Genomic DNA, 13,421 nt, shown 5'->3' with positions numbered 1-13,421 from the left:
AAACTCATTAGCTAATGAGTTTAATTTAAAATTAGATGACGATACAATTACTATTAAAATATCTGGTGCTTATGATGTAGATATTAGTGGCAGGGATTGGAAGTATGTTTATTCTCAGCAGATAAGAGAAGGAAATGATGAAGAAAATACAGTTTATATAACTAATAAAAGGTATACTTTTGAGAAACAAGGTAAATCATGGAGAATAATAAGAGTCGACTATTATATGTCGGTATATTCAGATAGATTATTAGAAGAAAGAGGTCTTTCTAAAAATGAGTTAATTGGTAGAATGAGATATGGCAAATATAACAATAAAGAAGTTGAATATATTTTATCTTTTACTTTAAAAGACGAGGATTAAAATAACTGCTGCGCATCAATTTATTTCAACTTTAAAAAGTCAAATTTTTATTTCGAAGAATTATGTGGCAGGAAGACAGTATAGAACTTGAATGCGTTGCAAGCATGAAGATGTTAAATGATATTTTTGTTGGTAAGTTGCGAATAGAAGGCAAAGGGTGATAGAGATGAATTTAGATAAGCAGGTCAAAACGGCAGAGTACCTGAATCATTGGAGTATTAGGTCAAATGTATGATTAGTAGTTTTTTGACAATGGGAGAGATTAAATAATTATTATGTAGAGAGGAGAACTTTATTGTGGAAAACCTAAGAAAATATGGTAATGAGCCGTTTAATGTTGCAGTTATTCATGGGGGTCCAGGTGCTCCTGGGGGAATGGCTCCAGTTGCAAGAGAACTGTCACAAATATGTGGAGTTCTTGAACCATTGCAAACAGCAAATTCTATTGAAGGCCAAATTCTAGAACTTAAGGATATTCTTGAGAATAACGCAGAAAGCCCAGTCATATTAATAGGACATTCGTGGGGAGTATGGTTAAGCTATATTTTTGCTGCACAATATCCTCAATTAATCAAAAAACTTATACTTGTCGGAAGTGGTTCTTTCGAAGAAAAATATCTTTCAACAATGAAAACTAATAGGACAAGTCGTCTAACTGAAGAGGAAAATTTAAGAGTAGAAGTTTTAATAAGATTGCTGAACGACCCTAATAATGAAAATAAAAAAGAAGTGCTTAGTGAGTTTGGTAAACTAATGTCAAAAGCGGATTCTTTTGCTCCAATTTGTTTGGAAAATGAAGTATTAGATTTTCAGCCTGATGTATTCCAAAACTGTATGAATGAAGTTACATATTTAAGAAAAAGTAAAAAATTATTAGAGATTGGAAGCAAAATAAAATGTCCAGTAATTGCTATACACGGTGAATATGATTCACATACTTTTGAAGGAGTTGAAAAACCATTATCTAAAGTTTTAAAAGATTTTCAGTTTATTCTACTAAAAGATTGTGGACATTATCCTTGGAATGAACTCTATGCAAAAGATAAGTTCTATGAAATACTTTATCAAGAGTTAAGTTCTAAATAATCAAAGCTAATAAAAAATTGAGATCAGAAACATAGTAAATTATGATACTTATTAATTTGCTAGATGCAAGTATTGATTAAGATGTGATACTTTCAGATCTAGCTAGAGGGCATCGTGAATGCGATATGTAGAAAATTCATCTTGAGTCGAAATAGCATATAAGGAGGAGATACAATGAATACATTTATAACTTTTTTTAACTTGCTAATTTTTATATTTTTTATATTTTATTTAGGGTATATATTGCTCCAAATATTAAAATATAAAAGAAATGAATTAAGTGATAGTAATATAGTAATTGTTGTTAACGAACCAAAAGAATCAACATATATTGAAAAATTAACAAACAGATTATTTATAATAATTGGTTGTATTTTTATTATATTTATGATTATGACAATTTTTACTACAGGTATAGACAATCACGTTTTTCCTGTATACTTACTAATATTTTATGTTAATATTTGGCATATGCTATATAACAAAAAGTTAGGATTTATAATAACTCAAAAAGGTTTAATAATAGGTTTGCAATTTATTCAATGGGATAAGATAAGAAAATATAAATGGGTAAAAAATACAAGAGAAAAAAATAAGATTACATTAAAAATAAAGAAATATAAAAGTTTGTCAGAAATACCTATAGATATTAACGTTTATGATAAAGATAGAATTGAAAAAATATTTAAGAATTATTTAACAGTTAATAAAATGTAACATTAACAAGAGTAAATTTCATATAACACTATATACGGTAAGTAGAATTCTTAGATTAAATAAAAAAAGAAGGTGGAAGTTTTGAGAGAAAGAAATATTGCTACTATTGCCTTAAAAGCAATGGCTATTTATATTTTTATTCAGTCAATTAAATATATTTCATATTTTATTAGTACATTATATTTTCAGTTTGTAAATCAAGATATTGGAAAAAGTTTAATTACAAATATGATAATTGCAAGTTTAGCTCCTGCTATTATTCTTATGATTTTAGGATTGATTTTATGGGTTAAGGCGAAAAAGATAGCTGAATATATGGTTATTTGTGAGGATGTAGATGATAGAAATGTAAATGTCGAAGAATTACAGTCAGCAGCATTTTCAGTTGTAGGATTGGTAATTTTGGTAGATATAGTTAAAGACTTACCAAAATTTATATTTCAAATAATGAAATTTAAAGGTAGTTACATACTATTAAAATCTACTACTGGATTAGAAATAAAAATTTCAATAGTTATAATGGTTATTAGATTTGCTATAGGGTTAATATTATTTTTAAAGTCAAGAGGAATAGTAGGATTGATTAAAGGTCTGAGAAAAGCAGGTTTAAATAGTATAGAGGAAAAAGAATAAGGAGATGAAACATCTAAAGATAATTATAATAACAACTAAAAAATTGGAGGTAAGATATGCAAAATAGTATTTCAATATAGTTAAAGGGAGGACATTATGAAGAATATTATAAATTTTTTACGTAGTTTTGCTTTGTTATTTGTTTTTCTAATTTTTTTCAATACGATTACTTTTGCAGATGATGATTACAAGAGCATTAAATTATCTAGTGGAGAAATAGTTAAGATATCACGTGAGGAATATAAAACTGGATACAGATATGATGTAGTTTTTTCAGACGGAAACACTTATTTTTATGAAGTGTATGGGAATCTAAGTACTGGAGGAGGTTCACCTAATCTTACTGGTGAACAAATGATTCAAGGACAAGAAGCAATTAAGTTATACGAGCAAAAATATGGGTTACCGAAATCAGAGAAGAATGAATCATCAAGGAATCTTATAGGTTTATTATTTATTGCTTTAGGTATTATTGGTATATTATCACCTAAAATTAGTTGGTATCTAAGTATTGGATGGAAACTAAAAGAAGCTGAACCAAGTAAAATTGTATTAGTGATTAATAGGATACTTGGTGTAATTTTATTCGTTGTAGGAATAATAACACTCTTTTGATTTATTATGTTTCTAAAAATATAAAGTAATATAGAATGATTTAGAAGTACATTAATTTAAGAAAAAACGACATTAAGAGAAATAAATAATGTTATATTAGAAAAAATTTTAAATTTGAGGAGGCTAACTAATGAAGAAGGAAAAAGTTTCTTTAGTTGAATGTAGAACATATGACTATGAACTTGTTAAGAAATCAATAATTAAAAGCTTTGAAAATTTAGGTGGTATTGATAAATACATAAATAAAGGTGAAACAGTATTATTAAAATTAAATCTTTTGATGAAGAAAAAACCAGAAGAAGCAACTACTACTCACCCAGTTTTCACAAAAGCTTTAGCAGAAGTGATAATTGAATATGGAGCAAATGTTTTAATTGGAGATAGTCCAGGAGGACCTTTTAATTCAAGAGCATTAAAAGGCATTTATAGAGCTTGTGGGATAGAAGCTATAGCAAATGAAGTAAATGCTAAATTAAACTATAATACCAATACTATGGAAGTAAAAAATGTTCAAGGCAAGATATTAAAAGGCTTAGCAGTGACAGAAATGTTAAAAGATGTAGATAAAGTAATATCAGTTTCAAAATTAAAGACTCATGGAATGGCAATGTTCACTGGGGCAGTAAAGAACATGTTTGGAATCATACCTGGAGTTTTAAAAGCAGAATATCATTTGAAAATGCCAAATATAGAGGATTTTTCTGATGCTTTAGTTGATATTTGCTTATATGCAAACCCAATTCTATCTTTTATGGATGGAATTGTAGGAATGGAAGGGGATGGTCCTTCTGCTGGTGACCCAAGAGAAGTAGGGGTTATAATTTCATCAACAAGCCCTTATCATTTAGATGTAGTTGCTACTTCAATAATAAATTTAGAGCCAACTAAGGTTCCAACTATTCAAAGATGTGTTGAAAGAGGTATTTGTAAAGGTAATTTTGATGATATTGAATTAGTTGGAGAAAAAATTGAAAAATTTAGGATAGATGATTTTAAAATACCAGAAATCAAAAGTGTGAATATGGTAAGTGATAAAGCGCCTAAATTTTTAAGAAATTTCATAAATGCTTGGTTAAGACCGAAACCTGTATTTATTCATGAAGACTGCGTTAGCTGTGGTGTTTGTGAAGAAAATTGTCCACCACAGGTCATTACTATGGAAAATAGTAAGCCTATAGCAAATTTAGACGAGTGTATTAGATGTTTTTGCTGTCAGGAACTATGTCCTAAAAAAGCAGTAAAAATTCATAGACCTTGGTTATTAGACAAACTTTCAAAGTTGTAGTGTAGGTGTTAAATAAAAAAGTTTTTTGACTTGTAGTTGTAGCAATATGCTTATAAATAGTTGTAAATGAGGGGAGAAGAATTACTATGATATTTGAAACTTCAAATACATACGTAGCTTTAATAGAAGAAGTAGATTTAAATAGAATACTTGAAATATATAATTCAAATAAAGGTTTTTTGTTATCACATATGGATAAAGAGTCTGTAGACACTGATTGGGTTAGAAATGAATTAGATAATATGAGAAGTATTGGCTTTAATTCTTGTAAGATTATTGAAAAAAGGTTTAAGAGAACTATAGGTTTTGTCGAGTTTGCAGTAAAAAAAGAAAGTTATTTGTCTTTATTAATGATACATAACAATTTTAAAGATAATGGATATGGAAAAGAGGTTTTTTATGGATTAGAAAATTACTTGAAAGAAAATTTTTCTGATTCGATAAGAATTGATATAGTAACAGATTATGACTCGAGAGTTTTCAAATTTTGGAGTGAACTAGGTTTTCGAGTGCAAGAAAATATCATATTAAATTGGGCAGATAAAGAATTATCAGCTATTGTGATGAAAAAGTATTTGTAATTAATTTATACTATATTGTCTTTTAAGGAGATAAATTACTAGTTTAATGGTACTGCAAACATGAGTAAGCTATTCAAGGTAAGTTTAGATGAAAGAAAGGAAGAAAAAATGATGAAAAGGTCAATAATTATTTTTCCTAAATTTAGAAATCTAGAAAAAATTGAAGAAATAAGAAAAAAATATGATTCACTTTATAGTTGTATTAAACCACACATTACTGTTGTTTTTCCATTTGAAAGCAACATAAAAACAGAAGAGCTTGAAAAGCATGTTAAACAAGCATTGAAAGGTATAAAGCCATTTAAAATTAAGTTAAAAGGAATAACAGGAACAACTGACAATTATTTATTTTTAAATGTAAAGGAAGGAAATGATAAAATAATTGAAATACATGACAAATTATATACAGGAATATTAGAGAAGTTTTTATATAGGAAAATTACATATATTCCCCATATTACTGTTGGAAAAGTAGAAGATATTGAGGAATTCGAAAGAGCACTTGAAGAAACAGGAAAAATACAAGATATTTTTGAAACAATTGTAGAAGAGATATGTGTTGAATTGATAGATGAAAATGATAAGTCAAACATAGAGTTTACTGTTAAGTTGTAGATATATCTTTTTATGACAAAATAATAATATTATTATCTGGAGCTTTAATATTTCTTGTACTAGTCATATCATTATTTAAGAGATGTTCATCAAGTACTAATATATCAATTAAAAAAAGATAAACATTTAAGTGAGTTAATTCAAGAAAATAAAACATATGAGTATTTGTAAGTTAATCATGATGTGATTAACCTAGAGAAAGAAATTGAATTTTCAGACATATACATAAGAAAAAGAATGATTAAACTGTAACGAAATTTTTATAGTTATCAAAATTGTTTATAATTGTACATTTATCCTTAATAACTTCTTTGGAAAGTAAACATGAATTTCCTTTAGTATTAGGTTTTATAAAATTGATATAATTATACCTATCTGCTGAATATAACTTAATATTATTTTTAATACAATCATTAATAAATTGTGTATATACATCTATGGTATTTTCATTAAATTTTATTTTATTAAAAACATTCTTTTTTATAATCATAGTAGAAGCAGATAAAAAATCAACATATCTATATTCTTTATCTGGAAATCTAATTGCTAAGGTTTTACTTTCTTCGAAATAAACATAATGAGATAACTTACCGACAATGTCTGCATCGGTATATTTAAAGGCATTTATCAAATCACCAATGAATTCTGGAGCATAATAATCTATTTCATTAAATATGGCAATATAATTGAATCTAGATTTACCAATAACAAAATTCAAACAATTACTTAATGGATTGTTACAGTTAAATATAAATATTCTAACATTACTGTATAATGATGATTTTTTCTTTAATTCTTCTAGGTTTGGATTGTCATTAGCTGTAATAATAAGCAGCTCTTTTTGTTTATAGCTTTGTCTACTATAATTTTCAAAAATATTATCTATATATGTGTCCGTAGTACAAGAGGTAATAATAGTGACTCCAGGTTCTTGTTCTGACATATACTTAATACCAACTTTTTCTAAAATTGTTTTGATTCTGTGCTCATAGGTGTGGTATTTAAAAACTATTCTTTGTCCTAATAAAGATAATCTATCTCTTTGTTCCTTATCGCATAAGAGAGTTCTTAAATAATATTCTGTATCTTCTTGTGTTCTACATAGCTTAACTATATTTGGGAACATTTTTTCTATACCTATAGAATAACCACTAATTATATTTGCACCACAAGCTAATAACTCAAAAATTCTACAAGAGAACATCGTAGGGCTATTTTGGACTGTATTCACGTTTAATAAGATATCGTAGCTTTTATAAGCATCACATACTTTATTATAGGGTAAATGTCCTTTTATACAAGGTTGGTAGATATCTGGAAATTTATATTTTATATTATTTGTTAGATAATACATTCTGTCATAAATGTGCAAGTCGTATTTTAAGGCAGGCTTTAAAACGATTTCTATATCTTTTTTTCTATCGTTATGTCCTTTGCTATACCAAGAACCAGCAAAAGCCACATTGCCTAATCTGATCTTACCTTTACCTATCGGATTGTGAATTTTAGGTTGAGCTGCAAAAGGAAGAGTGTAAACATTATTGTGTTTCACTATTTTTTTGTATTTAGGAACAGTATTTGAATCAGTTGTAAAAATATAATCGAAAAGTTTCGCAGCTTCAATGAAATCATAGAAATGATATGGATCTTCAATATTCCAAAAAACTGTAGGAATATGCTGAGTTTTACAGAAATCAACAACTTTCTTTAAGATATTATTTGTTTTTGGTTTTAGATATGGAATTTTGTTTTTCCATTCCCTGCGATGGTCATGCCAAGTTGATTGAACTAGTAATAAATCAGGTTTAACATTTAATATTGTATTTTTCCAACAACTCATTTTTAGCGGGATAAGGTTAACTTCATATTTAAGCCATTCGTAAGGTATTACATCTAGAATTGAAACTACTTTTATTTTCTTTATTTCTATACCTTCCTTTTTGATTGAATTAATATTATTTTGAAAAGATTTCTTTTGCAGATATTTATAGTATTTTTGTTTTCGTTTAATATTTTTTTTTATTAATTCTATTGGAGAGTTATTTACTGCTTTTATTTTTTTCTTGTCTTGACTATATTCATTATCAACTTTATTTGGTGTTTTGTTTCTTTTCTTTACACCTATAATATTTTTTTTTGCCATTTTCTCACCACATTTCACAACTTTTTTGGAGAATTACTTAAATTCATATATACATTTTTCTATTTTATTATATGTTTTTGAGTTATTAATGTGTAAGGTAAAAGCTACTTTTATTGTTTTTTATTTTTTCTTTTGATGCTTTTGTATTATTTATTTCTTTTTCTGTTTTAAATTAAAAAAATTCATTTATTATACAAAAAATGTATCAATTCATATAATTTAGTAGACAAATAATCTATCAAATAGTTTAATCAAATTTGTGTTTTGTTTTCATGATACTCTTTCTAATGAGGTGAAATAAATGGTGCAAAAAAATACGAACATCATTATTTCGAAAAATCTCAACTTTTTAGTTAAAGAAATAAAAAAAAATTATAATGCTAAACCAGTAAATAATTCACCAATTCAATGTTTTAAAGAAAATTTATTAAGAAGAAAAAGGATAGCTTTAACTAGAAATAGACCACTATTAGACTATAATGATAGAATCATTGACGGAGTTTCAATTATTACCTGTACTATTCGTCAGCATTATATTGATAATGTATTTGAAAACTATGCTAGGCAGACTTATAAAAATAAAGAACTCATTATAATTTTAAATAAGAATGATATGAAAATAGAGCAATGGAAGAAGAAAGCTCAAATGTATCAAAATGTAAAACTATTCAAATTAGATGAATCAATTTCATTAGGCACGTGCCTTAACTATGCTATAGAAAAAGCAAAATTTGACTATATAACAAAATTTGATGATGATAATTATTATGCGCCTAGATTCATTGATGATTTGATGAAGGTTTTTTTAACTACAAAAGCAGATATAGTTGGAAAACTTTCGTATTTTGTATATTTTGAGGGGAGTAAAATCTTAGCTATCCATTCTCCTGGCAAAGAAAATAAGTATGTAAATTTCCTATCTGGCTCTGCAATGATTATTAGAAAAGAAGTCTTTAATAATATAAAATTCCCTGATAAAAACGTAGGAGAAGATACAGAATTTTTATTGAATTGTGTGAATAGTGGCTTTAAATTATATTCTTCAGATAAATTTAATTATGTTTGTATAAGGAGACCTTCAAATAAGGATCATACGTGGAAAATAAAAGAATATACTTTATTGAAAAACTGTAAAATCGTAGCACGGACAAATGACTATAAAAGATATGTAACAGTTTGACTTTATTATAAATTCATCTCATAAAAATTTTCAAATAAACCCATTCAAAATCTGCCAAGTGAATGGGTTTGTTTACTTTATAAAAATTTCGCATAAAAAAGGTATTTTAAGATAATTGTAGAAAAGATAATTATTAAATTGATAGATGAAAATTGCAAGCCAAATATAAAGTTTACTGTTAATAGGAGGTATTTATGATAATTGATTTACATAATCATTGTGAATTATCGAAAAATACTAAATTGAAAATAATTGATTATATTGAGAAAGCTAAAATTTTAGGCGTTTCAGTAGCAATTACTGAACATAATCACTTATATAATAGAAAAGGAGAAATTGATGGAGTGTCTGTATTTGCAGGAATAGAGATACTTAATGATTATGGCGACTTTATAGTATTTGGTGCACCTGAAGATTGTGTAAAACGGAGAAATAATATGATCGAGCTTATAGAGTATATTCATAAATTTGGTGGTATTATTATCGCAGCTCATCCATTTTCAGGATATGGAGTATGTAAAGTTAATGAAAGAAAAATTGCAAATGAAATTATTGAACTAATAGATGCAATAGAAGTATATAATGGAAAAATAGAACGTGAATTTTGGATACAAGCAGAAAAGTTAGCAAGAATTCACAAAAAACCATGTACAGGTGGTAGCGACGCTCACAATATTAACGATTTGTTTAAGGTTGGCACACAATTTGTTGATAGAATTGAGAGTATAAATGATCTAGTTAAAGCAATAAAAAATGGGCGATGTCAGCCAGTATTAATAAATAACAGATAGTAGTAAATATAGAGGATTTTGTAGAGGAATATATAGCAAAGATTAAGAAGATTCCTAGTGGATTACCGTTTTTTGAAATTAGGTTTTAGGGGGTAGTGAGTATGTACGACAAGATAGCAAAGTTTTATGATAGATTGGGATGGAAGAATTATTCAGAAAGACTATGGAAATATATGTTGAGCTATTTTAAGGAAATAAATTTTAATCCTAGAACTCATTTAGATATTGCGTGTGGTACAGGAATATTGTGCATTAATGCAATGGAAGCCGGTATTAAATCAGAAGGATTAGATATATCAATACATATGGTTAGAAAAGCTATTGAAAATGCAAAAGATAAAAATATGGATATTAATTTTATCCAAGAGGATATGAGAAGTTTTGAAATGAATAAAAAGTATGATCTAATTACTTGTACATATGATGCAATAAACCATTTGCTTACATTAGACGAGTGGTTAATGACATTTTCAAATGTTAAAAAACATCTTAATTATGGAGGTATTTTCATATTTGACTGTAATACATTGAAGGCTTTAAGAGAAAGATGGAACGGATTTCATATGCAGAAAGATAGTAATGGCAACTATATTATACAAAAGGCGATATTTTATGAAGATAAAGGACAAGCAAGTGCAACATTTACCGTGTTTATAAAGGAAGATGGGAGGCTATATGATGGGTTTGAAGAGACATTTACCGAAGCTGCTTTTTATTCTGAAGATATAATTGATGCATTAAATAAAGCTGGTTTTACTGAAGTTAGTATTACAAATATGGAGTTTAAAATGTTAGACGAACCAGATGGAGAATATAGAAATGTATATGTATGCAAATAGAATTATAGGTACTTTATTGTTACTGTTTTTGTACTATTGTTATTATTAAAGAGAGATTGAACTTTTTGCATTACAAATGGATATATTAGCAAGTGGCTTTAAATCAAATTAAATAAAAGGTATTGTAGAAAACAAAGAGAACTTTAAGATAAGATCAAAGTAAACCAAGGTAAACTATATATAAGAGTAATAAATAAACGAGAGAAAGCACATAGTACTGTGTTTTTTAGAAAGGATGAGATAGATGTTTTCTGAATCAATATCTGAGAGAATAAGAAAGATAGATAGAGAAGAATTGGAAGCAATTGCATTAATGGGTAGTTATGCACGAGGAGAAGCTCGTAAATATAGTGACATTGATATAGTATGTTTTTTAAAAGAAGGAAATGAAAGTAGATTACCTGATATAGAGATAGTTGATAGTAAATATCTTGTAATAAGTTATGTTACTAGAGAAGAAACAGATAAATGGTTTTGCGATCCTGAAAAAGCAACAGAATGCATTTCTGGACTAAGACAGTCAAAGGTAATATGGGACCCTAATGGATATCTTAGTTCATTGAAGAAAAGAGCAGAAGAATTTAAGTGGGATAGTTCACTTCAGGAAAAGGCAAATAATTATGCTAGTAGAGAACTTGTTTCGTGGGTTGAGGAAGTACATAAAGCTCTTCAAGGTTTACTGTCTAATGATATAGGCAGGATGTTGAATGGTTTGTACGGGTTGACTTATGGACTATTTAAAGTTGTTCGAGTTCAAAAAGGTATATTATTAACAAGTGACAATTCTTTTTTTAAACAAGTTATCGACTATTTTGGAGAAGAATCTGAATTTGCTATTTTAAGTAAAGAAGCTTTTGGAATTGATAATACATTAGGAGTTCGGAAACGAGCAATATCAGGATTAAAACTATTTGATCTTATAACAGATATGCTTGTTGATATTTTGAATGATGATGCTAAAGAGGCAATTTTACTTGTAAAGGATGAAATCAGGAGAGAACTAGACAATAATCTAGAAAAATTAAAGAATCAGTAAACAAGATTTTTGGTGTTGTTAGAAACAATAATTTATCAGATAAATTACAAGAAAAAATGCAGTAATACCAACGCTTAAAATAAGCAGATTAATTTTAGATATTTTTGTGGGATTAATCTTTAATTGTATCGAAAAAAAGATGAAAGGTAAATTTTAGGTTGATGATAAATATATAAAATGTGGAGTATGTAAAGAAATTTGCCCAGCAAAGAATATAAAAAAATTGATAGCAGAGTTGAAATTTTGTATAAATGCTACTTATATTATTAAACAGAATCATTATCGTATATAAGTTTGTATTATGTAATACTGAATAATAAGGGTTAAATTAATGGGGTTGGGAATTAAATGAATTTGAAATTTTAAGATGATAAATAAGAAGGAGGAAGAGTAATGTTTAATGTATTTCCAAAGGAAATTTTGAATTTACCTGAAGCAGATATTCCTATAAAAGGTGTTAAAGCGTATTTATTTCAAGGAGACAGTTATCAGATATTATTTATGAAGTTTAGTGAAGATGTTGAATTACCAGAGCATTCACATGGAAGCCAGTGGGGAATAGTTTTAGAAGGTAAAATTGAATTAGATATAAATGGAGAAAGAAAAACGTATGTAAAAGGAGATAGATATTATATTCCTAGTGGAGTAAAGCATTCAGGGAAAATATATGCAGGATATGCTGATATTACTTTTTTCGGCGAGAAGGATAGGTATAAGAAAAAGTAGAGTAAGATTGAGACTAAAGTATAATGAGTTAGTTACAAAGTTTAGCGAGGTTATCTATTTTATATCTAATTGGTATAGCTAAAGCATTTATAAAAAGTAGTTTAGAAAGAAGATGATGGAATGATAGAAAAGTTTGAGAAAATATAATGGAGAAATATTGGATGTTACAAAGGTAACAATGGGTTAATTATTTTGAAAATGGAAAATATAATTTATCTGAAATTGATAAGGAAATATTTGATATAGTTAATTCATTTAACGGGAAGATACAACAATCAGATAGGAAAAGAGAAATAGCTTGCATTTTAATTAATCACGATTTAGTAGACAAAAATCCTTTAGTATCAAATTTAAGGAATCGAATAGATGATTTAAGTAACTATGATAAAGATATATTAGAAAAGATAAGTATCGATATAAACTAACTCTGTCTAAGAGGATGGGAGATGATGTTTTAAATTTGATGATTATGAGAAATAGAATAGCAAAAGAAATAGGTTTTTCTTCTTATAGAAGTATAGATCCAGTGTATATACAAAATTATGTCATTGGAGCAGTATTAGCAGAAAAGTTAATGGAATATTTTTATGATAAATATTCAAATAAATATAAAGAATGGGGCAATTTGTTATATAAGAATATATATTTGGATGGAAGAAAGAGGAGTTTTAAAGAAAAGGTTAAGGTGTTAGACAATTTTATTTAATATTTTATTCGTATACTCTGGTATTATTAATGGATTGATTATGCATATTTACAATTTGATAGTGAATGTGCTGTGTAATATAATTTGCAATTCAAAAATTCAGT

At 27.2% G+C, this 13,421-nt stretch carries 15 protein-coding genes; 14 read left to right on the top strand and 1 reads right to left on the bottom strand.

Going from position 1 to position 13,421, the window contains the following annotated elements; translation table 11 throughout:
* The 8 genes from TR13x_RS11115 to TR13x_RS03170 form a co-directional block, all read left to right on the top strand.
* The coding region (locus TR13x_RS11115; RefSeq protein ID WP_054870429.1) for a hypothetical protein at positions 1–364 on the top strand (364 nt) is incomplete at its 5' end.
* A gap of 297 nt (positions 365–661) precedes the next feature.
* Positions 662–1,450, top strand: coding sequence for an alpha/beta fold hydrolase (locus TR13x_RS03200; RefSeq protein WP_054870428.1), 789 nt, complete (start codon positions 662–664; stop codon positions 1,448–1,450).
* Between the two features lie 174 nt (positions 1,451–1,624).
* On the top strand, positions 1,625–2,167 hold the full coding sequence (locus TR13x_RS03195) for a DUF5673 domain-containing protein (protein ID WP_054870427.1): 543 nt from the start codon (positions 1,625–1,627) through the stop codon (positions 2,165–2,167).
* Between the two features lie 81 nt (positions 2,168–2,248).
* Positions 2,249–2,800 (top strand): hypothetical protein, encoded by a 552-nt coding sequence (locus TR13x_RS03190; protein ID WP_054870426.1) that lies wholly within the window; start codon positions 2,249–2,251, stop codon positions 2,798–2,800.
* Positions 2,801–2,896: 96 nt separating this feature from the next.
* Positions 2,897–3,415 (top strand): DUF6199 family natural product biosynthesis protein, encoded by a 519-nt coding sequence (locus tag TR13x_RS11265; RefSeq protein WP_054870425.1) that lies wholly within the window; start codon positions 2,897–2,899, stop codon positions 3,413–3,415.
* A gap of 130 nt (positions 3,416–3,545) precedes the next feature.
* On the top strand, positions 3,546–4,700 hold the full coding sequence (locus TR13x_RS03180) for a DUF362 domain-containing protein (RefSeq protein WP_054870424.1): 1,155 nt from the start codon (positions 3,546–3,548) through the stop codon (positions 4,698–4,700).
* A gap of 86 nt (positions 4,701–4,786) precedes the next feature.
* Entirely contained in the window at positions 4,787–5,281 is a 495-nt protein-coding gene (locus TR13x_RS03175) for a GNAT family N-acetyltransferase (RefSeq protein ID WP_054870423.1), read from the top strand.
* A 60-nt stretch (positions 5,282–5,341) separates the two neighbouring features.
* Positions 5,342–5,896: a 2'-5' RNA ligase family protein gene (locus TR13x_RS03170; RefSeq protein WP_242851708.1), complete on the top strand. Its 555-nt coding sequence runs from the start codon at positions 5,342–5,344 to the stop codon at positions 5,894–5,896.
* 241 nt (positions 5,897–6,137) lie between these two features.
* Here TR13x_RS03170 and TR13x_RS03165 read toward each other — a convergent pair whose 3' ends face one another.
* A complete protein-coding gene (locus TR13x_RS03165) occupies positions 6,138–8,039 on the bottom strand; it encodes a glycosyltransferase (RefSeq protein ID WP_054870422.1) in 1,902 nt (633 codons plus the stop codon).
* A 301-nt stretch (positions 8,040–8,340) separates the two neighbouring features.
* Between TR13x_RS03165 and TR13x_RS03160 the strand changes: the two genes are divergently transcribed.
* The 6 genes from TR13x_RS03160 to TR13x_RS03135 all read left to right on the top strand — a co-directional run bounded on the left by TR13x_RS03160 (position 8,341) and on the right by TR13x_RS03135 (position 13,317).
* Positions 8,341–9,219, top strand: a complete 879-nt coding sequence (locus tag TR13x_RS03160) for a glycosyltransferase family 2 protein (RefSeq protein ID WP_054870421.1) — start codon at positions 8,341–8,343, stop codon at positions 9,217–9,219.
* A gap of 194 nt (positions 9,220–9,413) precedes the next feature.
* Positions 9,414–10,010: a PHP domain-containing protein gene (locus tag TR13x_RS03155; RefSeq protein ID WP_054870420.1), complete on the top strand. Its 597-nt coding sequence runs from the start codon at positions 9,414–9,416 to the stop codon at positions 10,008–10,010.
* A gap of 101 nt (positions 10,011–10,111) precedes the next feature.
* The gene (locus TR13x_RS03150) at positions 10,112–10,849 is read left to right on the top strand and encodes a class I SAM-dependent methyltransferase (protein ID WP_054870419.1); all 738 of its coding nucleotides are present in this window, start codon (positions 10,112–10,114) and stop codon (positions 10,847–10,849) included.
* A gap of 244 nt (positions 10,850–11,093) precedes the next feature.
* The gene (locus tag TR13x_RS03145) at positions 11,094–11,885 is read left to right on the top strand and encodes a nucleotidyltransferase domain-containing protein (protein WP_054870418.1); all 792 of its coding nucleotides are present in this window, start codon (positions 11,094–11,096) and stop codon (positions 11,883–11,885) included.
* 393 nt (positions 11,886–12,278) lie between these two features.
* Positions 12,279–12,611 carry a cupin domain-containing protein gene (locus TR13x_RS03140; protein WP_054870417.1) on the top strand — a complete coding sequence of 111 codons (333 nt, stop codon included), beginning with the start codon at positions 12,279–12,281 and terminating at the stop codon, positions 12,609–12,611.
* Positions 12,612–13,050: 439 nt separating this feature from the next.
* Positions 13,051–13,317: a hypothetical protein gene (locus TR13x_RS03135; protein ID WP_054870416.1), complete on the top strand. Its 267-nt coding sequence runs from the start codon at positions 13,051–13,053 to the stop codon at positions 13,315–13,317.
* The last annotated feature ends 104 nt before the right edge of the window (positions 13,318–13,421 follow it).

Source organism: Caloranaerobacter sp. TR13 (assembly GCF_001316435.1).
GTDB lineage: Bacteria > Bacillota > Clostridia > Tissierellales > Thermohalobacteraceae > Caloranaerobacter.
The sequence above is the reverse complement of the archived record's forward strand: the minus strand, read 5'-3'. Positions and strand labels throughout refer to the sequence as shown.

Excerpts from the sequence above, each read along its gene's own strand:
- TR13x_RS03140 (WP_054870417.1), top strand. The coding sequence starts at position 12,279 with ATGTTTAATGTATTTCCAAAGGAAATTTTGAATTTACCTGAAGCAGAT.
- TR13x_RS03155 (WP_054870420.1), top strand. The coding sequence starts at position 9,414 with ATGATAATTGATTTACATAATCATTGTGAATTATCGAAAAATACTAAA.
- TR13x_RS03145 (WP_054870418.1), top strand. The coding sequence starts at position 11,094 with ATGTTTTCTGAATCAATATCTGAGAGAATAAGAAAGATAGATAGAGAA.
- TR13x_RS03180 (WP_054870424.1), top strand. The coding sequence starts at position 3,546 with ATGAAGAAGGAAAAAGTTTCTTTAGTTGAATGTAGAACATATGACTAT.
- TR13x_RS03195 (WP_054870427.1), top strand. The coding sequence starts at position 1,625 with ATGAATACATTTATAACTTTTTTTAACTTGCTAATTTTTATATTTTTT.
- TR13x_RS03135 (WP_054870416.1), top strand. The coding sequence starts at position 13,051 with ATGGGAGATGATGTTTTAAATTTGATGATTATGAGAAATAGAATAGCA.
- TR13x_RS03160 (WP_054870421.1), top strand. The coding sequence starts at position 8,341 with ATGGTGCAAAAAAATACGAACATCATTATTTCGAAAAATCTCAACTTT.
- TR13x_RS03150 (WP_054870419.1), top strand. The coding sequence starts at position 10,112 with ATGTACGACAAGATAGCAAAGTTTTATGATAGATTGGGATGGAAGAAT.
- TR13x_RS11265 (WP_054870425.1), top strand. The coding sequence starts at position 2,897 with ATGAAGAATATTATAAATTTTTTACGTAGTTTTGCTTTGTTATTTGTT.
- TR13x_RS03170 (WP_242851708.1), top strand. The coding sequence starts at position 5,342 with ATGAGTAAGCTATTCAAGGTAAGTTTAGATGAAAGAAAGGAAGAAAAA.
- TR13x_RS03175 (WP_054870423.1), top strand. The coding sequence starts at position 4,787 with ATGATATTTGAAACTTCAAATACATACGTAGCTTTAATAGAAGAAGTA.
- TR13x_RS03165 (WP_054870422.1), bottom strand. The coding sequence starts at position 8,039 with ATGGCAAAAAAAAATATTATAGGTGTAAAGAAAAGAAACAAAACACCA.